The organism is Ewingella americana, assembly GCF_006438725.1.
Classification (GTDB): Bacteria; Pseudomonadota; Gammaproteobacteria; order Enterobacterales; family Enterobacteriaceae; genus Ewingella; species Ewingella americana_A.
This window is the reverse complement of the sequence record NZ_RCZD01000005.1, coordinates 437,925-462,945: the sequence shown is the minus strand read 5'-3', so window position 1 is coordinate 462,945 and position 25,021 is coordinate 437,925. Positions and strand designations below refer to the sequence as shown.

At 52.8% G+C, this 25,021-nt stretch carries 18 protein-coding genes; 6 read left to right on the top strand and 12 right to left on the bottom strand.

The annotated features are described in order from the left end of the window. Positions 1-52: 52 nt before the first annotated feature. Positions 53-1,081, top strand: a complete 1,029-nt coding sequence (locus EAH77_RS12145; protein WP_140472961.1) for an aminopeptidase — start codon at positions 53-55, stop codon at positions 1,079-1,081. A gap of 155 nt (positions 1,082-1,236) precedes the next feature. Here EAH77_RS12145 and EAH77_RS12140 read toward each other — a convergent pair whose 3' ends face one another. The 4 genes from EAH77_RS12140 to EAH77_RS12125 all read right to left on the bottom strand — a co-directional run bounded on the left by EAH77_RS12140 (position 1,237) and on the right by EAH77_RS12125 (position 7,023). Continuing rightward, on the bottom strand, positions 1,237-1,968 hold the full coding sequence (locus tag EAH77_RS12140) for a phosphoadenylyl-sulfate reductase (RefSeq protein WP_140472959.1): 732 nt from the start codon (positions 1,966-1,968) through the stop codon (positions 1,237-1,239). A 33-nt stretch (positions 1,969-2,001) separates the two neighbouring features. Beyond that, a complete protein-coding gene (cysI, locus tag EAH77_RS12135; protein WP_140472957.1) occupies positions 2,002-3,738 on the bottom strand; it encodes an assimilatory sulfite reductase (NADPH) hemoprotein subunit in 1,737 nt (578 codons plus the stop codon). A gap of 144 nt (positions 3,739-3,882) precedes the next feature. Further along, complete coding sequence (cysJ, locus tag EAH77_RS12130; RefSeq protein ID WP_140473085.1) at positions 3,883-5,685, bottom strand: NADPH-dependent assimilatory sulfite reductase flavoprotein subunit; 1,803 nt, start codon at positions 5,683-5,685, stop codon at positions 3,883-3,885. 336 nt (positions 5,686-6,021) lie between these two features. Continuing rightward, positions 6,022-7,023, bottom strand: a complete 1,002-nt coding sequence (locus EAH77_RS12125; RefSeq protein ID WP_140472955.1) for a hypothetical protein — start codon at positions 7,021-7,023, stop codon at positions 6,022-6,024. A gap of 292 nt (positions 7,024-7,315) precedes the next feature. Between EAH77_RS12125 and queD the strand changes: the two genes are divergently transcribed. Further along, on the top strand, positions 7,316-7,678 hold the full coding sequence (gene queD, locus EAH77_RS12120; protein WP_140472953.1) for a 6-carboxytetrahydropterin synthase QueD: 363 nt from the start codon (positions 7,316-7,318) through the stop codon (positions 7,676-7,678). Between the two features lie 154 nt (positions 7,679-7,832). Here queD and queE read toward each other — a convergent pair whose 3' ends face one another. From queE to EAH77_RS12105, 3 genes are all read right to left on the bottom strand, one after another. Further along, entirely contained in the window at positions 7,833-8,504 is a 672-nt protein-coding gene (gene queE, locus EAH77_RS12115) for a 7-carboxy-7-deazaguanine synthase QueE (protein WP_140473083.1), read from the bottom strand. Positions 8,505-8,587: 83 nt separating this feature from the next. Further along, on the bottom strand, positions 8,588-9,286 hold the full coding sequence (locus EAH77_RS12110; protein ID WP_140472951.1) for an N-acetylmannosamine-6-phosphate 2-epimerase: 699 nt from the start codon (positions 9,284-9,286) through the stop codon (positions 8,588-8,590). After that, positions 9,283-10,836, bottom strand: coding sequence for a PTS transporter subunit EIIC (locus EAH77_RS12105; protein ID WP_140472949.1), 1,554 nt, complete (start codon positions 10,834-10,836; stop codon positions 9,283-9,285). The genes EAH77_RS12110 and EAH77_RS12105 overlap by 4 nt, the downstream gene beginning before the upstream one ends. A gap of 204 nt (positions 10,837-11,040) precedes the next feature. Here EAH77_RS12105 and EAH77_RS12100 point away from each other — a divergent pair, with 204 nt between their 5' ends. Further along, positions 11,041-11,841, top strand: coding sequence for a MurR/RpiR family transcriptional regulator (locus EAH77_RS12100; protein WP_170215675.1), 801 nt, complete (start codon positions 11,041-11,043; stop codon positions 11,839-11,841). Positions 11,842-11,926: 85 nt separating this feature from the next. Here EAH77_RS12100 and eno read toward each other — a convergent pair whose 3' ends face one another. The 4 genes from eno to relA all read right to left on the bottom strand — a co-directional run bounded on the left by eno (position 11,927) and on the right by relA (position 18,425). Then, positions 11,927-13,231 carry a phosphopyruvate hydratase gene (eno, locus tag EAH77_RS12095; protein WP_140472945.1) on the bottom strand — a complete coding sequence of 435 codons (1,305 nt, stop codon included), beginning with the start codon at positions 13,229-13,231 and terminating at the stop codon, positions 11,927-11,929. A gap of 79 nt (positions 13,232-13,310) precedes the next feature. After that, the gene (gene pyrG / locus EAH77_RS12090) at positions 13,311-14,948 is read right to left on the bottom strand and encodes a glutamine hydrolyzing CTP synthase (RefSeq protein ID WP_140472943.1); all 1,638 of its coding nucleotides are present in this window, start codon (positions 14,946-14,948) and stop codon (positions 13,311-13,313) included. Positions 14,949-15,282: 334 nt separating this feature from the next. Then, positions 15,283-16,101 (bottom strand): nucleoside triphosphate pyrophosphohydrolase, encoded by an 819-nt coding sequence (gene mazG, locus EAH77_RS12085; RefSeq protein WP_140472941.1) that lies wholly within the window; start codon positions 16,099-16,101, stop codon positions 15,283-15,285. A gap of 80 nt (positions 16,102-16,181) precedes the next feature. Next, positions 16,182-18,425 (bottom strand): GTP diphosphokinase, encoded by a 2,244-nt coding sequence (relA, locus tag EAH77_RS12080; RefSeq protein WP_140472939.1) that lies wholly within the window; start codon positions 18,423-18,425, stop codon positions 16,182-16,184. A gap of 228 nt (positions 18,426-18,653) precedes the next feature. On the opposite strand from relA, the gene barA reads away from it, so the two are divergent. From barA to celB, 3 genes are all read left to right on the top strand, one after another. Further along, positions 18,654-21,401, top strand: coding sequence for a two-component sensor histidine kinase BarA (barA, locus tag EAH77_RS12075; RefSeq protein WP_140472937.1), 2,748 nt, complete (start codon positions 18,654-18,656; stop codon positions 21,399-21,401). A 351-nt stretch (positions 21,402-21,752) separates the two neighbouring features. Then, positions 21,753-22,103, top strand: coding sequence for a PTS lactose/cellobiose transporter subunit IIA (locus tag EAH77_RS12070; RefSeq protein ID WP_140472935.1), 351 nt, complete (start codon positions 21,753-21,755; stop codon positions 22,101-22,103). A gap of 117 nt (positions 22,104-22,220) precedes the next feature. Further along, the gene (gene celB / locus EAH77_RS12065; protein ID WP_431306764.1) at positions 22,221-23,570 is read left to right on the top strand and encodes a PTS cellobiose transporter subunit IIC; all 1,350 of its coding nucleotides are present in this window, start codon (positions 22,221-22,223) and stop codon (positions 23,568-23,570) included. Between the two features lie 79 nt (positions 23,571-23,649). Here celB and EAH77_RS12060 read toward each other — a convergent pair whose 3' ends face one another. Then, on the bottom strand, positions 23,650-25,011 hold the full coding sequence (locus tag EAH77_RS12060; RefSeq protein WP_140472931.1) for an amino acid deaminase: 1,362 nt from the start codon (positions 25,009-25,011) through the stop codon (positions 23,650-23,652). Positions 25,012-25,021 lie beyond the last annotated feature (10 nt).

Here is a 25,021-nt window from a genome sequence, read left to right as displayed (position 1 = left end):
GACGGATAACGTCTTCCGCTCTCACAGACCTCCTGATAAGGATTTTTCGGCTATGTTTTCCACTTTACGCATGAAGCTCGCGCTGCTGACGATCAGTATCAGCTGCGTGGGTTTTGCTCATGCGGCTAAACTTTCGAATGAACCCGCTCCCGGCGTTATCGCCGCGACACAAACCCGCCATATCGCGACCTATTTTCCAGGGCGGATGGCGGGCAGTCCCGGCGAACTTATCGCCGCAGATTACCTGAACCAATACTTCGAAAAACTGGGTTACCAGAGTGATTTACGCGGTTTCGATACCCGCTATCTCTACAGCAGCAAAGACGGCAAGCAGAGTTGGCACAACGTTCACGCTACATCGGTGATTGCCGCACGACCTGGCGTGGTGCCACAGCAGATTATCGTCATGGCGCATTTCGACACTTATCTGCCGCAAAGCGACGCGGATTCTGACCACAATCTCGGCGGCCTGACCTTACAGGGCGTGGACGATAACGCCTCAGGCGTCGGTGTGATGCTGGAACTGGCTGAACAACTCAGCAAAGTGAAGACACACTACAGTTTGCGCTTTGTGGCGCTGAGTGCAGAGGAAACCGGAGCGCAGGGAGCAGAAGATTATGTTCAGCGCATGTCGCCGCAAGAGAAGAAAAATACCTTGCTGGTGGTAAATCTCGATTCATTAATTGTCGGCGATAAGCTCTATTTCAAAAGCGGCAAAAACACCTCAGCCGCCGTCACCAAGCTAACCCGCGACCGTGCGATTAAACTGGCTCATCGTTACGGCATCGCCGCCGAAAGTTATGCAGGTAAAGATTGCTGTAGCGGGATGCAGGCGCTGGACAACGCACATATTCCCCTGCTGATGGTCAGCGCGACCGATTATTCGCTGGGTAAGAAAGATGGCTCGCAGCAACGCGCCATCAGCCCGCATTTCCCGGACGGAACATCACGTCATCAGGGGCAGTTGGATAACCTGCAATATCTGGATCGTGTCCTGCCAGGGCGCATCGATAAACGCGCGAAAGAGAGTGTGAAGATTTTACTGCCGCTGATTAAAGAACTGGCGAAGCCCGCTCAATAAAACGCCTCATTTCGCCGGGCCAATAGCCGTTATCGTTGTAGACAGTTTGGACACGGACAGCGCGGAGAACCCGGAGCGTACACGTAGTACGTGAGGAGTTCGGGCACTGCCCGTTGGTTTACAACGGTAAGAAAAATGGCAAATAAGATAGGCTATCACTCATGTAAGCCACACTCGCGTTTCAGACCAAAAAACCTTGTATCCTCTTCGCTCATGCCCTCTTCCCACTTTTTAGTGGTGTGAGTATCGCCGACGGACAGATAACCCTGATCCCACAGCGGGTGATAGCTCAGATCGTTGTCTTTCAGATACTGGAAAATCTGTCGGTTATCCCAGTCGATGATCGGCAAGATTTTAAACACGCCACGCTGCACCGCCAGCACCGGCAAATGGGCACGGCTACCAGACTGCTCACGGCGTAGCCCGGCGAACCAGGTTTTTGCACCGAGTGTTTCCAGCGCACGGTTCATCGGTTCGACTTTATTGATATCGTTGTAACGTTCGATCCCTTCTACGCCTTGTTCCCACAGTTTACCGTAGCGCGCTTCCTGCCATGCAGGCGAGTGCTCAGCACGGAACACCTGAAGGTTGAGGTTCAACTGTTCGGTAAGCTTATCGATAAACTGGTAGGTTTCCGGGAACAGATAACCGGTGTCGGTGAGGATCACCGGAATGTCGGCTTTCTGGCGGGTTACCAGATGCAAACAGACCGCCGCCTGAATGCCGAAACTGGATGAGAGCGCGAACTCCCCGGGCAAATTTTCCAGCGCCCACTGCACACGATCCTGCGCCGACAGTTTTTCCAACTGGCCGTTGGTTTCACCCAGCGCCAGCGCCTGCCCGGATTTCGGCATCTCATTCAGTTCAGCAAGAGTGAGCAAACTCATAAACTCTCCATCCTTCAGGTTGCAGTCGTACTGTTAGTCGTAAAAGTCACGGGCCGGGTCGAGTACCGGACGAATGATCCCCGCACGGATCACGTAGTCGCCGAAACCTTCATCGGTTTCGCGCTCTTTGGCCCAGCGCCCTACCAGTTCGTCGATGATCGCCAGAATCTCGGTATCGGAGATGTTCTCGCGATACATCCGCGGAATGCGCGTACCGGCACGGTTGCCGCCCAGATGCAGGTTGTAGCGGTTCATCGCTTTACCCACTAAGCCAATTTCGGCCAGCAGCGCACGGCCACAGCCGTTCGGGCAACCAGTAACACGTAAAACGATGTGCTCTTTACCGACGCCATGGCTATGCATGATGCCTTCCACTTTCGTCACAAACTCCGGCAGGAAGCGTTCGGCTTCGGCCATCGCCAGCGGACAAGTTGGGTAAGACACACAGGCCATCGAATTTTTGCGCTGTTCAGTGACGCTATCGTCGATCAGGCCATGGTTGCGGGCCAGCGTTTCGATCGCGTCTTTATCTTTCTCAGCCACACCGGCGACGATCAGATTCTGATTAGCAGTAAGCCTGAAATCACCTTTGTGGATCTTAGCGATTTCTGCCAAACCGGTTTTCAGTGGCTTGCCCGGGTAATCCAGAATGCGGCCATTTTCGATAAACAGCGTCAGGTGCCACTGGTGGTCGATGCCCTTCACCCAGCCGATGCGGTCGCCGCGGCCGGTAAATGCGTAAGGGCGCACATCAGCGAATTGAATCCCGGCACGTTTTTCTACTTCAGCTTTGAAAACCTCAACACCGACGCGTTCCAGCGTGTATTTGGTTTTGGCATTTTTACGGTTGGTACGGTTGCCCCAGTCGCGCTGAGTGGTCACCACCGCTTCGGCCACGGCCAGCGTGTTCTCCAGCGCAATGAAGCCCAGCTCACTCGCGGTACGGGCATACGTCGCTTTGTCACCGTGAGCGATAGACAACCCGCCGCCGACCAGCACGTTGAAGCCGATCAGTTTGCCGTTATCGGCGATTGCCACGAAGTTCAGATCGTTGGCGTGCAGATCGACATCATTTTGCGGTGGGATCACCACTGTCGTTTTGAATTTACGCGGCAGGTAAGTCGCGCCGAGGATCGGCTCTTCGTCGGTGGTTTCGACCTTTTCCTGATCCAGCCACACCTCGGCGTAAGCCCGGGTGCGCGGCAAAAGATGTTCGGAGAGCTTTTTCGCCCACGCATAGGCTTCCTGATGCAGCTCAGACTCCACCGGGTTCGACGTACACAAGACGTTACGGTTCACGTCGTTGGCGGTCGCCAGTGCGTCCAGCCCGAGTTTATTCAGTAACTGATGCACCGGTTTGACGTTCGGCTTGAGAATACCGTGGAACTGGAATGTCTGGCGGTTAGTAATACGAATACTGCCGTACAGGGTGCTCTCTTCGGCAAATTTGTCGATGCCCAGCCACTGCGCCGGGGTCATGACGCCACCAGGCAAACGGCAGCGCAGCATCATGGCATGGCGCGGCTCAAGCTTTTGTTCGGCACGTTCGGCGCGGATATCACGGTCATCCTGCTGATACATGCCGTGAAAACGGATCAACAGGAAGTTGTCACCGTTGAAGCCGCCGGTCAGGCCATCTTTTAAATCGTCGGTAATGGTCCCGCGCAAGAAATTACTTTCTTTCTTCAGACGCTCAGCATCGGCCAACGGGGCATCGACGACCAAAGGGCCTGGGCCGGGGTTCAGTTCACTCCACAATTTATTGCTCATAATTTCTCGCTCATAACTTTATACCCAAAATCATTCGAGTTGCAGGTAGGCGGCAACTGAAGGAATCCCGATGAGCTTACACAAGTAAGTGATTCGGGTGACTGAAGGAAGCCAACACCCCTGCAATTTGAAGGATGCAGGGTATTAGTAAACGTCACGCTGATAGCGGCGATCCTGACGCAACTCACTTAAAAATTCGTCGGCAGTTTCCAGATCCATCGAACCCTGTTCTGCAATGATTTCCAGCAGAGCCTGCTCAACATCTTTCGCCATACGGTTGGCATCGCCGCAGACATAAAGGTGTGCGCCTTCCTGCAACCATTGCCAGACTTCCGCGCCTTTTTCGCGCAGTTTGTCCTGCACGTAAACCTTTTCGGCTTGATCGCGTGACCAGGCCAGAGAGATATGGGTCAATAAGCCCTCTTTAACGTAGCGCTGCCACTCCACCTGATAGAGAAAATCATCCGTGAAGTGCGGGTTGCCGAAGAACAGCCAGTTTTTGCCACGGGCACCGTCATTTTCACGCTGTTGCATAAAGGCGCGGAATGGCGCGATGCCCGTACCAGGGCCAATCATAATCACTGGCGCCTCGGCGTTGGCAGGCAGGCGGAAATTGTCGTTGTGCTCGATAAACACCCGCACTTCGCCATCTTCCTCCAGACGGTCGGCCAGATAGCCGGATGCGCCGCCAGAACGGGCGCGCCCTTCAATTTCGTAGCGCACAGCCCCCACGGTGATATGTACTTCAGACTCGGTTTCGGCCTGAGACGACGCAATAGAATATAAGCGCGGCGTCAGCGGGCGCAGCAGGTCAATCAGTTGCTGCGCATCCAGCTCAGTCGGCGCCTGGCGCACCATGTCGACAAACGGCGTCGTTTGCGCGAACTGCTGAAGCCTCGGTTTATCTGCCAGCAACGCTGTCAGTGTCTCATCGCGGCACAGCGCGGCATATTTCTCGACGATCGGCGTGGTGTTTTGCGTCAGCTCGATGTGGTTTTGCAACGCCTCGCTCAGCGTCAGCGTTTTACCGTTCACCTCAACCGGCTCGTCGCCTTTCAGCCAGAGTAATTCAACCACTTCCTTCACCAACTGCGGGTCATTTTCAAACCAGATGCCCAGTGCATCGCCCGGCTGGTAACGCAGGCCGGAATCCCCCAGATCAATCTCGATATGGCGCACATCTTTGTCTGAATCACGGCCGGTAATTTTCTGGTTAACCGACAGCAACGCGGTCAGCGGCTGCTCTTTAGTATAGGGGCTGCTGTCGATTTGGTTGACTGCACCGGCAAGCGTTGCAGCAGGTTGCCCGGAGGTATCAGCAGGCACGCGCTGTTTAAGCACCTCCACAACGCGCTGGCGCCACGCGGCGGCTTGTTCATGATATTCAACGTCAGCATCTACGCGCTCAAGCAGGCGTTCTGCCCCCAACTCGCCCAGGCGGTTGTCAAAATCTTTACCCGCCTGACAGAAGAATTCGTATGAAGTATCACCTAGCGCAAATACCGCAAAGGCGGTGTCTTTCATCGATGGCGCTTTTTTCGATTGGAGGAATTTATGCAGCGCGACGGCTTCTTCCGCCTGCTCGCCCTCGCCCTGCGTGGAGGCGACAATCAGCAGTAATTTCTCCTGACCGATTTGCTTGAATTTGTAATCCCCGGCATTCACCAAATTAACATGCAGCTTTACCGCCACTAAGTCATCACGCAACTGCTCCGCCAGCCGGCGTGCATTGCCGGTCTGAGAGGCAGAGATCAGGGTAATCGATGCGGCGGCTACCGCAGGCACACTGGCCGCAATGGCGCCCGGCTGCTGGTTGACCATTCCCCAGAAGTACCCTGAGAGCCAGGCCAGCTGCGTGGGGGAATATTCACCAATCGTCGATTGGAGGCGGGTCAGTTGTTCCGCAGTAAGCGGAAGCAAAGAAGTTGGAGGAGCCTGAGTCGTCATCGCGGTACGAATTCCCTTATGCATAAGCCAGTTAGCAATCCGGCCTTTGGCGCTTATTTGCGCCTTTTGCGGTAAAACGAGCGCGCAAAAAGACCTTTATTGTTTGTAAGGTTAACGAGGCCGATGATAACAATTAAAGAAGTGATGGAAATAATAAATAACCAAAATGACTAAGTGGTTTTAGAGATAGAAATAACCAGAAAAAGTGGTCATTACGTTTTTTTATCTTACTGAAATGGTTATTAAAATATTGGCTATTCGATGGGGCATTAAAAACTGACTGTTATATAAAGAAAAACCCCGCCGCAGCGGGGTCAGATTTATTTTCAAAACGCATCAGGGGCGAAACTCGCCGTGCTGTTCGAACCAGGCAAACTGCCCTGCGGCAAACACCGACATTTTACTTCCGCTGTGGCCGACATCCGGCAGGTCCACAAAGTGCCAGTTAAACGGGGTGTTATTCTGCTCAGCACGCTGCTGGGAGGTGGTGAAGTAGCTTTCGGCCCGTTCAAGGCGGTTGCTGCCCTGCGCCATCGCCTGTTTTGAACGGCGCAATACGTGGTTTTCCGGGTCGTCATCCTCACTGCCTACGGCGATGAGCATCGGCTTTGCAAAGTAGCTGGCCAACTGTTCCTGACTGACAGCAACCGGTGATTCACGCAGCCCATAAGGCCAACGCTGATCGGTATCGGGTAATGTCCACCACCCTGCCGCTGCACACACCGCCGCTTTGACCTGCGGTTGCGGTAACAATGTCAGCATACGGTGAACAAACTGGCAGCCTGCGCTGTTGCCGAACAGATAATATTGCTGCTGGCTGGTAATGCCCTGTTTCTGCAACTGGCTGAACAGGGAATCCACCACCGAGAAGGCCCACTGTGAAGGCGGAAGTTTACGGTGGGTTTTGGCATCGACCAGATTACCCAGGTTGTAGCCTGCGGCACCGGGGAAATCCTGCTCACTAAAGCGCGGGACGATCACTCGCAAGTGGTATTGATCCGCCACGGTCATCCAGTCATTGCGGTACGTAGCCGCATTGCGATCCAGCCCCGTCATGACAATCACCACCGGGGTGCTGGCATCAGCACCAACAGGCTGGTAACTGAAGACCTCCAGACTCTTTTTCCCCTGCGACAGTGGAACACGAAAACTGCCGGATCCCGCTGGAAGTGTAATGGCCGAAGATTGCACAGCCGTCGCAGTTTTGCTCACTTTTATGTCAGGGCTGGCCGTCGCCGGTTCGGGCGTAGCGGGCACAGCAGGCGGCGCAAGGGTTTCCGCACCGACGCTCGCAGAGAAAAGCACTGAAATTATGACCAAACGCAGCACAGTAATCATTCATACACTCAACAGGTTAGTCAGACTTGGCCCACTTTAAGCCAGTGAAACATGCTGAGTAAAGCAGTGGTTGGTAACGCCTTGTACAGTTCCAAGCTTCTTAATATACCCAAAATCATTCGCGTCGCCTGGAGGCGGCAACTGAGTGGATCCCAGGGAGCTTAGAAAACTAAGTGACCTGGGTGAGTGAAGTCAGCCAACAACCCTGCGACGTGAAGGATGAAGGGTATTCATGGCGTGATGGGCTGATATCCGCTACTATGCCGCGTTTTTTGAGCAATGAGACAGCGCCATGACTACCACATTATTTAAAGATTTTCAGTTCGAAGCCGCCCACCATTTACCCCATGTGCCGGCAGGCCACAAATGCGGCCGCCTACATGGTCACTCTTTCACTGTGCGTATAGAAATTACCGGTGAAGTGGATCCGTATACCGGTTGGGTGATGGACTTCGCCGATCTGAAGGCTGCGTTCAATCCGACACTAGATCGTCTCGATCACTATAATCTGAACGACATTCCAGGATTAGAAAACCCGACCAGCGAAGTGCTGGCCGAATGGATATGGAATGAAATGAAGCCAAAACTGCCATTACTCAGTGCCGTACGCGTAAAAGAAACCTGCACAGCGGGTTGCGTTTATAAAGGTAACTAGAATCAAGATCTCCAAAATCATTCGCGCTAAATCGCAAAACTTGCTGCAAGCCGCGTAATGCGGCAAGCGAGTAGATCCCCAGGAGCTTACATAAGTAAGTGACTGGGGTGAATAAGCGCAGCCAACGCAGAGTTAGCGTGAAGGATGAAGGAGATCAGGCGATGTTTAGGTACTTATGGGTCTGCATTGATAACCGCCAATTTTTTGCAATGCAGGTCGCAATGCACAATTTGGTGGCTTCTTCTTTTTGGCTGATCGGCTGCAAAGCAATGATGCGCGACTTCTCATCGGTCAGCGTTGCCAGCAAAACTTCGAGTGCATCTATATCACGCTGACGTGCCACTGGATGTTTCACTTCATCAGCCCGTTTCAGCGCCTGCGGCAGAATGTCGTAGCCGCCACGCATGTTCACTTTCGGCGAAACCGTCACCCAGGTATTCACCGAGCAGCGCACTTCATGCGTTCCGCTGGTTTCGATCTGGCAGCTGAAACCGCTCAATTCCAATAAAGACGTCAACGGTTGCAGGTCATAAATGCAGGGCTCGCCGCCGGTGATCACCACATGGCGCGCGGTATATCCCTGCTGTTCAATAATTTGCAGCAGTTGTTCGGCAGTCGCATTGCCCCAGGCATCACTTTCTTCGGTTTTCACCAGAATGCGCTGCACGTCGACTTCCCGATCGGCAATTTTGTCCCAGGTATGTTTAGTATCACACCAGCTACAACCGACCGGGCAGCCTTGCAGGCGAACGAAAATAGCCGGCACGCCGGTAAAATAGCCTTCCCCTTGCAGGGTTTCGAACATTTCATTAATCGGGTACTGCATGGTTTTCTCAGTCATCTCTAAAAAACAGCACGTATTATCGCAGATAGCACGTGCTGCGCCAAACATAGGCCGATGCGAGTTTGTCAGCAAAGATTATCGATAGCGTCGGTGAAGCGCTGAGTTATCTGTTGCGGACGGGTAATTGCCCCGCCGACGACAACCGCATGCGCCCCCAGACTCAGACAACGTGCCGCCATTGCTGGCGTATCTACATTCCCCTCAGCAATCACGGGTATCGTGCAAAGCGCCAGCACCTGACGCAGAAAGGAAAAATCATCATGCCAAAGTTTGCAGCCCTGAGTTTCCCGGGTGTATCCGTGCAGCGTGGTGCCGATACAATCAAAGCCTAATCTCTGCGCATTTACTGCTTCTTCGGTGCAGGCAATGTCGGCCATCAGCAAAAGCGAAGGGTATTTCACGCGAATGGCCTCTATAAGTGCGTCAAGTTGCAGTGGGCCAGGACGTCGATGAAACGTGGCATCCAGGGCAATCATCTGCGGCCCCACCCGCATCAATGCGTCCACTTCCGTCAGCGTTGCAGTGATATACACTTCGCTGTCTGGATAATCACACTTAATGATCCCAATTACCGGTAAGGGTACGGCGGCGCGAATAGCTTGCACATCTGCGGCACTGTTGGCACGGATGCCGACGGCCCCACCCTGCATAGCGGCCAGCGCCATTCGACTCATGATAAAATCACTGTGCAGTGGTTCATCGTCCAGTGCCTGACAAGACACCACCAATTTTCCTTTTATGGTCGTTAACATCGACAGATTCATACTCCCAGCATCTCCTCAATTTCATTTTTAATGATCGTGACATGTGGCCCATAAATGACCTGGATCCCGTTCCCACGAATTAGCACAGCGCGTGCTCCGCTGGCTTTCAGCCTGGCTTCATCGACCAGTGAAGACTGTTGAACGCTGATGCGCAGTCTTGTTGCACAACAATCCAGTTCAACAATGTTAGATGCTCCGCCGAGCGCTTCAATCACCAGCCCGGCACGATCGGTGATCACACCGCTTTCCTGAACATCTACGCTGTCACGCCCCGGCGTTTTCAGATTGAAGCGTTTAATGAGGTAGCGGAAGGAGAAGTAATAGAGGCAAAACCAAGGCACACCGACCAGCGGCACATACATCCAGTGCGTTTTGCTTTCCCCCTGTAATACGCCAAACAGAATGAAATCGATAAAGCCGCCGGAAAAAGTCTGGCCAATAGTGATATGCAAAATATGGGCAATCATGAATGCCAGCCCGTCAAACACGGCATGCAGGACGTAGAGCATGGGGGCAACGAACAGGAAGGAGAATTCAATGGGCTCAGTGATCCCGGTTAAAAACGAGGTCAGTGCCGCGGAAAGCAACAAACCTGCCACGCGTTTTTTATTCTCAGGTTGCGCAGTGTGATACATCGCAAGACAAGCCCCCACCAGACCAAACATCATGGTGATAAAACGACCGGACATGAATCGTGACGTTCCAATATAAAACTGCTGGGTATTGGGGTCCGCCAGTTGCGCAAAAAAGATGCGCTGGGTGCCTTCGATAAGATGGCCGTTGACGACCTCACTACCGCCCAATGCAGTGGTCCAGAACGGCAGATAGAAGATATGGTGCAGGCCGAAGGGACCGAGCATGCGCAATACAAATCCGTAGATGAACGTCCCAAGATACCCGGTTGCATCCACCAGCCCACCCAGGCTGAAAATGACTTTCTGGAAATGCGGCCATATGAAGAACATGAGCGCACCTACTGCTATCGCCGCCACGGAGGTGACTATAGGCACAAACCTTGAACCACCAAAGAATCCGAGAAATTGTGGCAACTCAATTTTGTTATAGCGGCTATGCAGCCACCAGGTGACCAGGCCGATCACTACGCCACCGAACACACCGGTTTCGAGTGTCTGGATCCCAAGTGCCATACCTTGCCCTGATGCACTGAGATTCGCCGGGGCTAGCTGTCCTTTCAGGATCAAAATGGCATTAATAGTCGCGTTCATCACCAAATAACCCAACAACGCTGACAGTCCCGCAGTCCCTTTATCACTGCGGGCTAATCCAACCGCGACCCCAACAGCAAACAATACAGCAAGGTTGGCAAAAACGATCGAGCCCGCACTGGCCATGACCGTGAAGATAGCCTGTAATCCTTCAATATTTAAAAACGGATAAGCCTTTAACGTATTGGGGTTGGACAATGCACCACCAATACCCAACAGCAAACCCGCAGCAGGCAAAATTGCGATGGGCAACATAAATGACTTACCGAATTTTTGTGCCTTTTCAAACCATGCCCCACCACCTGAACCGTTGAAGATTGACATGAAATCACCTTTATTTTGCGCTGATGTGATAAATATTTTCATCACAATATGTAATTGTGGAGAAAATTACCACCAAATAAAGAAAGTTATCCATACGGAATTCTTCTGGCGTTAACTGCGTCACATCAGCAAACTAGAGTGGTCAATTATTTAAAGGAGAGTTGAGTGAGTCAGACTAAGGAAACCGGCACATTGCTCTTGCGTATGCGCCAGGGGCTAGAAAACTATAGCCCGACACTGTCTAAGCTCGGCAGCTTTGTGTTAGAACAGCCACAACGTGTGCTTTATCTGACCATTACCGAACTGGCACGTGAAAGTAATACCAGCGAAGCCAGTGTCACTCGCCTATGCCGCCAACTCGGATGTAAGGGATTTACCGAGTTCAAAATGGGGCTCGCCATGGAGACTCGTCAAAGCCATCCCCTTAAGTCTGGTGAAGGCGATGATGAAGTCCAAACGTTGATTGAAGACAGTGTGAATGCACTGCGCGATACCGGAAAACTGCTTGATCGTCAAATGCTGACTGACGTCGCCCTGCAAATTCACAATGCACGCTCAGTGCAAATTTATGGGGTAGCCGCCAGTGCTATCGTGGCAGATTATCTTGGCTACAAATTGCTGCGTCTCGGCAAAGCCTCACAATGTTTTTCTGATATGCATCGGGCCGCCATGAATGCGGTCAGTCTGGACAGGCAGGATATCGTCGTCGTGATTTCCAGTTCCGGCTCCACCAAGGATGTGCTTCATGCCATTGAACTGGCACAACGACAGGGAACAAAAATTATTGGTATCAGCAATACACTGCACAGCCCTCTTTCTGCACTAGCTGATGTGTTGCTGGTGGCAGCCAAACCGGAAGGGCCATTAACCGCAGGTTCACTGACATCAAAAGTGGGCGCTATGCTGCTGGTAGAATTGGTCATTAATCAGCTATTAACGCTTTCGCCTTCTTACGTTCAGGCCAGCCAAGACAGTGCCAGCGCGACACTCTCTCTGCTGCTTTAAGTTTTTTACGTTAGATTCATGCTAAACATCAGACATAAAAAAACCCGCCGAAGCGGGTTTTTTTGGAAGTATAAAAGCGCAGTAATTACTGACCTTTAACTTCTTTCAGACCGTTGAACGGAGCAGGTGTACCCTGTGCCGCCAGTGCTTCTTCGATACGAATCAGCTGGTTGTATTTAGCAACACGGTCAGAACGGCTCATAGAACCGGTTTTGATTTGGCCCGCTGCAGTACCTACTGCCAGGTCGGCAATCGTTGCATCTTCGGTTTCGCCTGAACGGTGAGAGATAACGGCAGTGTAGCCAGCATCTTTCGCCATTTTGATCGCAGCCAGGGTTTCGGTCAACGTACCGATCTGGTTGAATTTGATCAAGATGGAGTTAACGATACCTTTGTCGATACCTTCTTTCAGGATTTTGGTGTTGGTTACGAACAGATCGTCACCCACCAGCTGGATTTTGTCGCCCAGAACTTTAGTCTGGTAAGCAAAACCATCCCAATCAGATTCGTCCAGACCGTCTTCAATAGAAACGATTGGGTATTGTTTGGTCAGGTCTTCCAGGAAGTGAGTGAACTCTTCAGAAGTGAAAGCTTTGTTGCCTTCGCCGGCCAGAACGTATTTACCGTCTTTGTAGAATTCTGATGCTGCACAGTCCATCGCCAGAGTAATATCTTTACCCAGCTCGTAACCTGCTGCTTTTACCGCTTCAGCGATAACAGCCAGAGCTTCTGCGTTAGAACCCAGGTTTGGCGCGTAGCCGCCTTCGTCACCAACAGCAGTACCCATGCCTTTAGACTTCAGAACTTTAGCCAGGGTGTGGAACACTTCAGAACCCATGCGAACAGCTTCTTTCAGCGTTTTTGCGCCAACAGGCTGAATCATGAACTCTTGAATATCAACGTTGTTATCAGCGTGTTCGCCGCCGTTGATGATGTTCATCATAGGCAGTGGCATAGAATATTTGCCTGGGGTGCCGTTCAGTTCTGCGATATGAGCGTACAGTGGCAGACCTTTAGAAGCAGCAGCCGCTTTAGCAGCAGCCAGAGAAACGGCCAGAATCGCGTTAGCACCAAACTGAGATTTGTTCTCGGTACCATCAAGATCGATCATGATCTTGTCGATGTTTGCCTGGTCTTTCGCGTCTTTACCCATCACAGCCTGAGCAATCGGGCCATTTACTGCAGCAACAGCTTTCAGTACGCCTTTGCCCAGGAAACGAGATTTATCACCGTCACGCAGTTCCAGTGCTTCACGGGAACCGGTAGATGCGCCTGATGGTGCAGCTGCCAGGCCAACGAAACCGCCTTCCAGATGAACTTCAGCTTCTACGGTCGGGTTACCACGGGAGTCGATGATTTCGCGGCCGATAACTTTAACGATTTTAGACATTAAGATTTCCTCAGTACAAGTTAACTAAAGCTTCAGACAAGCAACAAGCCACCTTGGCGGCATGTTGCTTCTCCTATGTTTATTTTACCTGACGCTTCTGATACTCACCGGCAGCCTTCACAAAGCCTGCAAACAACGGATGACCATCACGCGGCGTTGACGTAAATTCCGGGTGGAACTGGCAAGCCACAAACCATGGATGGGTCGGCAACTCGATAATTTCCACCAGTTGCTTATCGCCAGAGCGTCCCGCAACGCGTAAACCTGCGGCTTCGATTTGTTTGAGCAGCATATTGTTTACTTCGTAACGATGACGATGACGTTCAACTATTGTCGGCTCGCCGTACATCTCGCGAACCAGGCTACCGTCGGTAAGATGACATTGTTGACCACCTACACGCATGGTGCCGCCTAAATCACTCTCTTCAGAACGGACTTCTACGTTCCCGTCCTCATCGCGCCATTCGGTGATCAGTGCCACAACCGGGAATTTACAGTCTGGCACAAATTCGGTCGAGTTGGCATTTTCCATGCCCGCTACATTGCGGGCAAACTCCATCAATGCCACTTGCATACCCAGACAAATGCCCAGATAAGGGATGTTGTTTTCACGCGCGTAACGAGCGGTGGCCACTTTGCCTTCCACACCACGGTAGCCGAAACCACCTGGGATAAGGATCGCGTCCAGCCCTTTAAGGACTTCTACACCACGCGTTTCAACATCCTGAGAATCGATAAGTTTAATGTTCACGGTCAGACGATTTTTCAGACCGCCGTGTTTGAGCGCTTCAATCACAGACTTGTAGGCGTCTGGCAGCTCAGTGTATTTGCCCACCATGCCGATAGTGACTTCGCCACCCGGATTGGCTTCTTCATACACAACCTGTTCCCATTCGCTGAGGTTCGCTTCAGGCGGGGTCAGGTTAAAACGTTTACAAATATAGTCGTCCAGACCCTGAGATTTCAATAGGGCCGGGATTTTATAAATGGAATCAACATCTTTAAGCGAGATAACGGCTTTTTCAGGCACGTTACAGAACAGGGCAATTTTGGCGCGTTCGTTGGCCGGTACAGCACGGTCTGAACGGCAAATCAGCACGTCTGGCTGGATACCAATCGACAGCAGCTCTTTTACTGAGTGCTGGGTTGGTTTGGTTTTGACTTCACCGGCCGCCGCCATGTAAGGCACCAGCGTCAGGTGCATATACAGCGTATGCTCACGACCCACGTCAACCGCCATCTGGCGAATCGCTTCCAGGAATGGCAAAGATTCGATATCACCGACCGTACCGCCAATTTCCACCAGTACAACATCGTGGCCTTCGCCGCCTTCGATGATGCGTTCTTTGATGTTATTGGTGATGTGCGGAATAACCTGAATGGTGGCGCCGAGATAGTCGCCGCGGCGCTCTTTGCGCAGCACGTCGGAGTATATGCGGCCCGTGGTGAAGTTGTTACGGCGGGTCATTTTGGTGCGGATAAAGCGCTCGTAGTGACCGAGGTCCAGATCCGTTTCAGCGCCATCTTCAGTGACGAAGACTTCGCCGTGTTGGGTCGGGCTCATAGTACCTGGATCCACGTTGATATACGGGTCCAGTTTCATCATAGTCACGTTGAGGCCACGGGCTTCGAGAATAGCCGCCAGGGAGGCTGCGGCAATGCCTTTACCCAGAGAGGATACGACCCCGCCGGTCACAAAAATATAATTAGTTGTCATGCTGAACCTGAGAGGTTAGGTTTAAAGATGATGGAGTAACCAAGACGGGAAAACAGTATACCGGAACCTTGTGTGCGCCACAAATAAACGTTTTGCTGCCCATCATCGTTTTCCTCAGCGTCAGTTCAGTAGAGTTAATCCTGCCAGCGTCATTCTTTCCGTCTTTCAAAACAACCAGTTAGCATCTAAAAAGTGCTGTGATACTCTCATCAATCAGTAAAACATCTTAGATTTCAATTTGTTGTACTTTAATGCTCTCAGATCAGGCTTTTACCTGCTTAATGACTCTGAGCTTAACCGTTTCAGCAAGCGCAGATCTTGTCGCCGATCAAAGTCAGAGCACAGGTTTATCCGCTTCGCGCAGTTTTACCTGCTGCCACGCGGCTTCCATCTGGTCTAACGTTGCCTCTTCCATGCCCAACCCCTGCTCACGGATGATGTCTTCCACCTGACGAAAACGGCGTTCAAACTTACGGTTCGCGGCCTGTAGCGCATCTTCAGCTTTGTGGCCGAGGTGACGTGACAAATTCACCGTAGCAAATAACAGATCGCCGATTTCCTCGCCGAGCTTTTCTTCATCGATCACCACCTGACGAGCTTCAAACATCACTTCGTCGATTTCTTCGTAGACCTTATCCAGCACTGGCCCGAGGGTGGTCCAGTCAAAACCAACGTTCGAGCAGCGTTTCTGAATTTTGTGCGCTTTCATCAGCGCAGGCAGTGCGGAAGGAATATCATCGAGTGCCGAATGCAGCGATTTATCCGCCCTTTCCAGCGCCTTGCGCGCTTCCCACTTGACCAACACCTCTTGGCTGCTGGCGTTTTTCGACCAGGCTTCCTCAGTACCGAAAATTTGCGGATGGCGACGTTCGAGTTTGTCAGAGATGGCGTTACAGATATCATCAAATTCAAACAGCCCCTGCTCGCTGCCCATCTGGGCGTAAAACACCACCTGGAACAGCAAGTCACCCAGCTCATCGCGCACATCGTCATAATCATTGCGTGCAATGGCGTCCAGCACTTCGTAGGTCTCTTCCAGCGTGTAAGGCGCGATGGTGGCAAAGGTTTGCTCTTTATCCCACGGACATCCGGCAACCGGGTCACGCAGGGTTTTCATGATAGTGAGCAAACGTTGCAGAGCTGATTCAGTCATGGATGGGTCCGTTTTAAATAAGTTTTTATAAGGCAAATATAAGAAAGGCCCGACTGGCGGGCCTTACAAACTGATGAAACTTAACTGCCATGCAGACGTTTGGCGTCAATCACATCTGGCAGTTGGTTAAGCTTGGCAATCACACGGCCCAGCACCTGCGGATTGTAAATCTCGATATCCATATCGATAGTCGCCAGTTGCTGTTTAGTGTCGCTGCGGCTGGCAACGCCCAGTACGTTAACCTTTTCGTTGGCCAGAATGGTGGTGATGTCACGCAGCAAGCCACTGCGATCGTTAGCCACCACACGAACCACCAGCGAATAACCGCTGGAGTAGCTTTCGCCCCATACAGCATCCACCACGCGTTCAGGCGCATTCAGACGCAAATCCTCAAGCTGGTCACAGTCAGCGCGGTGAATGGAGATCCCGCGCCCCTGAGTGATGTACCCGACAATCTCATCGCCCGGTATCGGCTGGCAGCAGCGCGCAATGTGGTGCATCAGATTACCCACCCCTTCAACCACCACGCGGCCATTGTCTTTACCGCTATTACGCGGCGGCGCGGGGGTGGTTTTCTGGGTTAGTTGACGCAGCGCTTCTTTGTCCAGCTCTTCTGCACTCGGTTTTTTCAACTGAGATTGCAGGAAGTTCACCATCTGATTGAGGCGGATGTCACCATTGCCAATCGCCGCCAACACTTCGTCGAGCGAGTTGACGTTGTAGCGCGGCAGCAGCAGCTTCTCAGCGTCTTTAAGGCTGATGTCCAAGCGGTCTAACTCGTCGTCGAGGATCTGCTTACCGGCAATAATATTTTTGTCGCGATCTTGTTTACGGAACCAGTTATGGATCTTCGAACGGCCGCGGCTGGTGGTAACGTAACCGAGATTCGGATTCAGCCAGTCACGGCTTGGATTGGGGTGCTTTTGGGTGATGACTTCAATCTGGTCACCCATGCGCAACTGATAAGTAAACGGCACGATGCGCCCGCCAATTTTCGCCCCAATGCAGCGATGTCCGACATCGCTATGAATATGGTAAGCGAAGTCGAGCGGCGTCGAGCCCATCGGCAAGTCGATAACATCGCCTTTCGGCGTAAACACGTAAACGCGATCGTCGAATACCTGACTGCGCACTTCATCGAGCATTTCGCCAGAGTCAGCCATCTCTTCCTGCCACGCGATAAGCTTACGCAGCCAGGCAATACGGCCTTCGTAACCGCCGCTGCGGCCCCCCACCACGGCAGTGCCTTCTTTGTACTTCCAATGCGCCGCGACGCCCAGTTCGGCATCTTCATGCATCTGGCGTGTACGGATCTGTACTTCCAGCGTTTTACCGCGTGGCCCCAAAACGACAGTGTGAATCGACTGATAACCGTTTGGTTTTGGGTTAGCGACGTAGTCGTCAAATTCATCCGGCAGATGGCGGAAATGGGTATGTACAATCCCGAGCGCTGCGTAACAATCCTGTAAACGCTCCACCACGATACGCACAGCGCGCACGTCGAACAGTTCGTCAAAGGAGAGGGATTTTTTCTGCATCTTTCGCCAGATGCTGTAGATGTGTTTGGGGCGGCCATAAACATCCACTTTAATGCCTTCTTCACCCATCGCATTTTTGACGGTGGAGACAAAATCGTCGATGTACTGCTCACGGTCGATACGACGCTCATGCAGCAGTTTAGCGATGTGCTTGTATTCGTCAGGGTGCAAATAGCGGAAACAGAAATCTTCCAGTTCCCACTTCAACTGACCGATACCGAGCCGGTTAGCCAGCGGTGCGTAGATATTGCTGCACTCTTTGGCTGCCAGCACGCGCTCTTCTTCAGGCGCATCTTTCACTTCACGCAGATGGGCAATTCGCTCGGCGAGTTTGAGGACTACGCAGCGGAAATCCTCCACCATGGCCAGCAACATACGGCGCACGTTGTCGACCTGCTCGGAGGCCATCGAATCATTTTGTGTGGCTTTCAGCTGGCGGATGGCGTCCATGTCGCGCACGCCATGGACCAGATCAGTGATGCCTTTGCCGAACTGTTGAGTGAGTGTCTCTTCGTCAACGATGCCAACATCAACCAACGGGAACAGCAGCGCGGCGCGCATGCTGTCGTTGTCCATACTGAGGGTCGAGAGGATCTCAACCATCTCCAGCCCGCGCCACAAAAGCAGCGAGGCATCAGGATGGCCCTGAGTCTGTTGTTCGCAGTAGCGCCAGGTTTCGGCTAAACGCTCACATGATTGCGTGCTGGAGAGGCCTAAACTGGTGATCCAGTCGTCGAGCGCAAACTCGCCTGCCGTGTTCAAATGTGCACTTCTTACCGCAACCATACCCTCTCCCTACGTTTCTGCTGCTAATCGGGCAGCAGACGGGTTGATAAACAAAGTCATCGACATGCGAAGGGCATTATCTTCGCCCATTCGCTCCCAGCGTGGCAACACCTTCTGATCCACTGCCGTTTACCGGGTCGTCACACGATGGCTCAGGGAGTAGAATCAAGCTAATATTGTCGATTGCCGCTGGTTCGTCAGCCACTGATTCTCCCACATTGGAACCACATGACCAAATATAGCCTCCGCGCACGGATGATGATCTTAATTTTGGCGCCAACATTAATGATTGGCCTGCTGCTCAGCACCTTTTTTGTGGTGCACCGTTACAACGAGCTGCAAAAGCAATTGATCGACGCCGGTTCCAGTATTATCGAGCCGCTGGCCGTGGCCAGTGAGTATGGAATGACCTTCGGGGAGCGCGATCCGGTTAGACAACTGATTAGCCGCCTGCACCGCAATCACTCTGAAATTGTCCGGGCAATCAGCGTTTTTGACAGTGACAACAAACTGTTTGCCACCTCAAACTCGCTGCGTGAAGGCGGGATATTACAGGTGCCTTCGCCCAGTAAAATCCCCAAAGAGCTGACTAAAAACCGCGTCGGCGACTCGCTTATCCTGCGCACGCCGATTTTAGCCGAGAGCCACACCACACCTGACGATGACGCCTCCGTCACCAATCCGCCGCGCAATCTTGGGTACATCGCGATTGAGTTGGATCTCAGCTCGGTGCGTTTGCAGCAGTATCAGGAAGCCTTTGTCTCCACCATGTTACTGTTGCTGTGTCTGGGGATCGCCACACTATTTGCCTACCGCCTGATGCGCGACGTGACCGGCCCGATACGTAACATGGTCAATACTGTAGACCGGATCCGCCGCGGCCAGCTCGACAGCCGCGTGGAAGGGAACATGCTTGGTGAACTGAGCATGTTGAAAAACGGCATCAACTCAATGGCAATGTCGCTGACGGCCTACCATGAAGAGGTGCAGCAGAATATCGATCAGGCCACCTCTGATTTGCGCGAAACGCTTGAACAGATGGAAATTCAGAACGTCGAACTGGATTTAGCCAAAAAACGTGCCCAGGAAGCCGCGCGTATCAAATCTGAGTTCCTCGCCAACATGTCCCACGAATTGCGCACCCCGCTTAACGGCGTGATTGGTTTTACCCGCCAAACGCTGAAAACGCCGCTGTCGCCAACGCAGGCTGATTACCTGCAAACCATTGAGCGCTCGGCCAATAACCTGCTAACTATCATCAACGACGTACTCGACTTCTCGAAACTGGAAGCCGGGAAGTTAGTGCTGGAGCACATTCCGTTCTCACTGCGTGAGATGCTCGACGAAGTGGTGATCCTGCTGGCGCATACCGCGCATGACAAAGGGCTGGAACTGACCCTTAACATCCACAACAATGTGCCGGAAAGCGTGCTGGGTGATCCAATGCGTTTGCAGCAAGTAGTGACTAATTTACTGGGAAATGCCATCAAGTTCACCGAAAATGGCAATATTGATATCAATGTGGAATTGCGATCGCAGAACAATTTGCAAGTCGAGCTGGAAGTACAAATTCATGACACCGGTATCGGGATTTCAGAACGTCAGCAGTCACAGCTTTTCCAGGCTTTCCGTCAGGCAGATGCCAGCATTTCACGCCGCCACGGCGGTACGGGTCTCGGGCTGGTGATCACCCAGCGGCTGGTCAAGGAGATGGGCGGCGATATCAGCTTCTACAGCCAGATCAACCGCGGCTCGACCTTTTGGTTCCACATCACCCTTGAACTGAATGACAACCGCCACATTACCCCGGTTTCGATGTCCTGCCTCGAAGGTAAGCGCATGGCGTACGTGGAATCCAACCCGGCTGCGGCCAAAGCTACCCTGGAAATTCTGCAATCTACGCCGCTGGACGTTGTGCACCGCACTACCATCCAGGCGCTGCCCGACGCCCATTACGACCTGATGCTGTGCAGCATTCCGGTTAAACTGGATCACCGGTTGTCGGATTACGATGTGCGCCTGCAAAAAGTACTGAGCATGGCGGATCGCCTGCTGCTGGCGTTACCGAGCGAATTCCAGGTCGATGCTGAAATACTGAAAACGCGTGGCGTGCAGGCCTGCCTGATTAAACCGATCTCCAGCCTGCGTTTACTGCCGATGTTGCTGGATGAGCGCCCGGTCAGCATCGTTCTCAATGCAACCGAGGCCCAGGCATCACGCCTGCCGCTGACGGCGATGGCGGTGGACGACAACCCGGCCAATCTGAAGTTGATCGGCACCCTGCTCGAAGAGCTGGTGGAAACTACCCTGCTGTGTCACAGCGGCGAAGAAGCCATCGACATGGCGCGCAACAACGATCTGGATATCATTCTGATGGATATTCAGATGCCGGAAATTGACGGTATCCGCGCCAGCGAAATCATTCATCAGTTGCCACGCCATGCCAAAACACCGATTGTCGCGGTCACCGCCCACTCACTGAGTGGTGAGCGGGAACAACTGCTGAAAGTCGGCATGGATGACTATCTGGCTAAGCCAATCGATGAAAGCATGCTTAAACGCGTACTGGCGCGTCACTATTCACACCATACCCCGCAGGAATCACCGTTAAATCAGGTGGCTGACCAACTGCCTGCCAGCACGCTGGACTGGCAATTGGCGCTTCATCAGTCAGCCAATAAAGAGTTGCTGGCCCGCGATCTGCTGCAAATGCTGGTGGATTTTCTGCCACAGGTCAGCGAACGAGTGAACGCAGTGGCACAGGGTGGGTCCGATCCTGACATTCTTTCCCTAATCCACAAACTGCACGGCAGTTGTAGCTACAGCGGTGTTCCGCGACTGAAACAACTCTGTTTTTACATTGAACAACAACTGCGTAAAAACGTCCTGGCGGATGAACTGGAACCCGAATGGTTTGAATTGCTCGATGAAATCGACAATGTCACCCGAGCGGCGCAATTGCACCTGAGAACCTAGATTTACACGGGTTAAGGTTTGCTTGAGATCTCACTTACGGAAAATAATTCCCCTCCGCATTAACAGTAACCGCATGAAACCATGCGGTATTTATTCTTCATATAAAAAACCTATGGTCGGAAGGTATTTACAACCCCCGATCACTTTGGTTTAACTCTATCTCATCAGTTGCGCAGTTTTCCGCCATCGCTTTTATGCCGGAAATATTTTTTTCGCGTCAGCTGATTTTTTTAAACTTAAAAATGAGAGCGCTCTCTTTTTATTTCTTTGACGCAAAACGTAGCCTGTCTTCCCGATGCCAAGACCACGTCGTTCGTTGACTATCACTGATTTGAGAAAGAGGGAAAACGCATGGATCTGGAAAACATGATTATGGAGTTACTGGTTCACGCAGGAAGCGCACGCAGCCACGCCATGATGGCGCTACAACAGGCCCGGCGCGGTGATTTTGCCGCCGCGGAACAGGCGATGGCACAATCACGTCAGGCTGTTTCACAGGCTCACGGCATGCAAACAGAACTGATTGGCATGGACGAAGGTTGCGGAAAAATCCCGGTGACACTCATCACCGTGCATGCGCAGGACCACCTGATGAATGCGATGGTAATACAAGATTTAGCCATTGATATGATTGAACTTTACCGGCGACTGCCGCCTGCTCAGGTTAAACCTGGCGCAGCGTTGCAGCGTCACCCTCTTTAAGCCCGACATTTTTCAGTCCAAACATTGACGTAACCAGCCACAAACAAAAATAGCCGTTAATAAAAACAGTGCGGAAATCATCCGCTCAGGGGGTGTGTAGTGTCTAAAACGAATGTCTTGCTCGAACGCTATGTTTTGCCTTTTGCCTTGAAAATCGCCTCGCAAAAGCACGTGCTATCGGTGCGCGACGGTATCATCCTCAATATGCCGTTTATGCTTATTGGCTCTTTCTTTCTGATTTTTGCCTACCTGCCGATCCCAAGCTACGCCAACATGATGGGCGAGGTGTTTGGCGCGGCGTGGCGCGAAAAACTGCTGTACCCGGTGAAAGCCACGTACGACATCATGGCGATCATCTCCAGCTTCGGTATCGCCTACCGGCTGGCGGAGAAATATAAATCACTGGATCCGCTGACCACCGGCGCGGTTTCATTGGTAGCCTTCATCCTGACCATTCCGCAAAACACGCTGTTCCAGCCGCTGAATGGGGCGACTGAGCAGATCGTCAAAGGCGTGTTGCCAATGAACTTCATCGGCAGTCAGGGCCTGTTTGTGGCGATTGTGATTGCCATCCTGTCGACCGAAATCTACCGGTTTGTCCACGACCGCAATTTCGTCATCAATATGCCTGCAGGCGTTCCCCCCGCAGTGGCAAAATCCTTTCTGGCGCTGATCCCAGGTTTCGCCGTGATGGCGGTGGTGCTGGCGCTACGTTTGGGCGTTGAAGCCACACCGTTTGGCAACATCAATAATATGATCGCCACCATTATCGGTATTCCGATGCACCACATTGGCGGTACCCTGCCGGGTATGATCTTCTCGGTGATTTTAATTGGTTTGCTGTGGATGGTCGGGCTGCACGGTGATGCCATCGTGCTGGTGTTTATTCAGCCCGTATGGCTGGCCAACATGTCGGAAAACCTGACGGCGTTTCAGGCCGGTCAGCCAGTACCGCACATTATCACCCAGCAATTCTATGATTTATGGATTGCTCCCGGCGGGACGGGTGCGCTACTCGGACTGGTGATCTTCATGCTGATCCGCGCCCGCAGTGCGCAGATGAAGCAACTGGGGAAAATCGCCGCACCGGGCTGTCTGTTTAACATTAGCGAGCCGATGGTCTTTGGTATTCCGCTGGTGATGAACCCGTACTTCGCCATCCCCTTTATCCTGACGCCGGTGGTGCTGGTGATCATCACCTACACCGCGATGGCAACCGGGCTGGTGACGCCGCCGGTGGGCATTGCCCTGCCGTTTACCACGCCGATCTTCATCAGTGGCTATCTGGCCACCGGCGGGCATATTTCCGGCACGGTGATTCAGGTGGTCAATCTGGCGATTTCGCTGGTGATTTACTATCCGTTCTTCCGCGCATGGGACCGCCTGAAATATAAAGAAGAGCATCAGGCCGCGCAGCAGGAAGCCGAGAAAGCCCTGGCGGCTGCGGGTCAGCTGACTACCCGTTAACGTTTTATGAGCAATAAAAAGCCCGGCCTTTGATCGTACATGAAGGTCCGGGCTTGTTTATCTGGCGTGCGTTAACCGGTCAGAACCAGGTGGTCACGGCACCGGTCACGTCCCACTGTTCGTTCACCCGCAGCAGTTGACGCCATTTATCGAAGGTCAGACACGGATGTGAAATATCAAATAGCAGCATATCGCCCACCTTAATATCCGCCTCTGGCGGCAGCGACATAAAGGCGTGCTGGTCCATCATTTTGACGATTTCCCACACCTTCGGCGCAGGCACCACGGTGGTATAACCTGCCGAACGGGTGGTCTCGGGGCGAAAATGCCCGGCCACAACCGGAAAGCCCGCGTCAGCACCCGCATCGCGTTTTCCCAGGCCGATGATTGCTCTGCCCGGCTCGGGTAAAGACTGCACATAGGCCCATACTTGCAACGCCGGTTGCAGACTGCTGTTCATTTCACGCGCAACCGGGTTATGCGCCTGAATGCGCTGATTGGCTTTTTCATACACCCCGGCGTCGTGTGTCAGGTAACAACCAGAACGCAGAATAACCTCGAGGGTAAAGCGTTGCGCTGCATCAAGATACTTGTCGCCACGGCTGAACTCCTCGGCCACCACGTCATACCACGCCGAGCCTGCCCCGGTCAGAATCACCGTCGGCTCAGCAAACAGGCCAGCCTGCGCCAGCGCTTCGGTGCGGCTCATGACCTGTTGCAGGAAGGCGCGAATCGGTGCTTCTTCGTCAATCACACCTTCATAAATCTCCACGCCCACCAGCTTGATCGACTGCGGCCAGCGCTGGATGGCATCCAACACCTGCTGTTCCTGCCCGGCATTGCGAACCCCGCTCCGTCCGCCCATCAGGCCATATTCCAGCAATACACGAAGCGTTTGCCCGCGCGCGGCGAAAAAATCACCCAGGGCGTCAACGTTGTCGGCGGAATCCACAATGCAGGTGAAATCAAACTCAGTATCGTGATCCAGCAGCCCGGCGATGATCGCCATATTGGCTTTGCCATTGAGCTGATTCGCCATAATGACCCGGCGCACACCGTGCTGGAACGCGGCGTTGACCTGCGGCGCAGTCGCCAGCGTAATACCCCAGGCACCGTAATCAAGCTGCAACTGATAAAGCTCCGGGCTCATGGTGGTTTTGCCGTGCGGTGCCAGTTTGAGATGATAGCGGCTGATAAACTCGCGCATCCACGACAGGTTATGTTCGATGCGCTCCTCAAGCAGTACGGCGACCGGCAGACTGACCTCTTCGCGCAGAATGTTCCAGCCCTGCTCGCCGATATCCGCCATGCAGGCTTCCCCGGGCAGCGCCCCAAGGCCTTTGGTCTGGGTGTTTACTGGTTGGGTGGAAAAGTCATACAGCGAGGATAAGTCATACAGTTCAGAAAAATCATAAGGCTCAGAGAAATCAGGCTCGGACATGGTGGCTCTC

Bases quoted from the DNA above. Each gene is read 5' to 3' on its own strand.
- EAH77_RS12145 (WP_140472961.1), top strand. From the start codon at position 53: ATGTTTTCCACTTTACGCATGAAGCTCGCGCTGCTGACGATCAGTATC.
- EAH77_RS12140 (WP_140472959.1), bottom strand. From the start codon at position 1,968: ATGAGTTTGCTCACTCTTGCTGAACTGAATGAGATGCCGAAATCCGGG.
- cysI (WP_140472957.1), bottom strand. From the start codon at position 3,738: ATGAGCAATAAATTGTGGAGTGAACTGAACCCCGGCCCAGGCCCTTTG.
- cysJ (WP_140473085.1), bottom strand. From the start codon at position 5,685: ATGACGACTCAGGCTCCTCCAACTTCTTTGCTTCCGCTTACTGCGGAA.
- EAH77_RS12125 (WP_140472955.1), bottom strand. From the start codon at position 7,023: ATGATTACTGTGCTGCGTTTGGTCATAATTTCAGTGCTTTTCTCTGCG.
- queD (WP_140472953.1), top strand. From the start codon at position 7,316: ATGACTACCACATTATTTAAAGATTTTCAGTTCGAAGCCGCCCACCAT.
- queE (WP_140473083.1), bottom strand. From the start codon at position 8,504: ATGCAGTACCCGATTAATGAAATGTTCGAAACCCTGCAAGGGGAAGGC.
- EAH77_RS12110 (WP_140472951.1), bottom strand. From the start codon at position 9,286: ATGAATCTGTCGATGTTAACGACCATAAAAGGAAAATTGGTGGTGTCT.
- EAH77_RS12105 (WP_140472949.1), bottom strand. From the start codon at position 10,836: ATGTCAATCTTCAACGGTTCAGGTGGTGGGGCATGGTTTGAAAAGGCA.
- EAH77_RS12100 (WP_170215675.1), top strand. From the start codon at position 11,041: ATGCGCCAGGGGCTAGAAAACTATAGCCCGACACTGTCTAAGCTCGGC.
- eno (WP_140472945.1), bottom strand. From the start codon at position 13,231: ATGTCTAAAATCGTTAAAGTTATCGGCCGCGAAATCATCGACTCCCGT.
- pyrG (WP_140472943.1), bottom strand. From the start codon at position 14,948: ATGACAACTAATTATATTTTTGTGACCGGCGGGGTCGTATCCTCTCTG.
- mazG (WP_140472941.1), bottom strand. From the start codon at position 16,101: ATGACTGAATCAGCTCTGCAACGTTTGCTCACTATCATGAAAACCCTG.
- relA (WP_140472939.1), bottom strand. From the start codon at position 18,425: ATGGTTGCGGTAAGAAGTGCACATTTGAACACGGCAGGCGAGTTTGCG.
- barA (WP_140472937.1), top strand. From the start codon at position 18,654: ATGACCAAATATAGCCTCCGCGCACGGATGATGATCTTAATTTTGGCG.
- EAH77_RS12070 (WP_140472935.1), top strand. From the start codon at position 21,753: ATGGATCTGGAAAACATGATTATGGAGTTACTGGTTCACGCAGGAAGC.
- EAH77_RS12060 (WP_140472931.1), bottom strand. From the start codon at position 25,011: ATGTCCGAGCCTGATTTCTCTGAGCCTTATGATTTTTCTGAACTGTAT.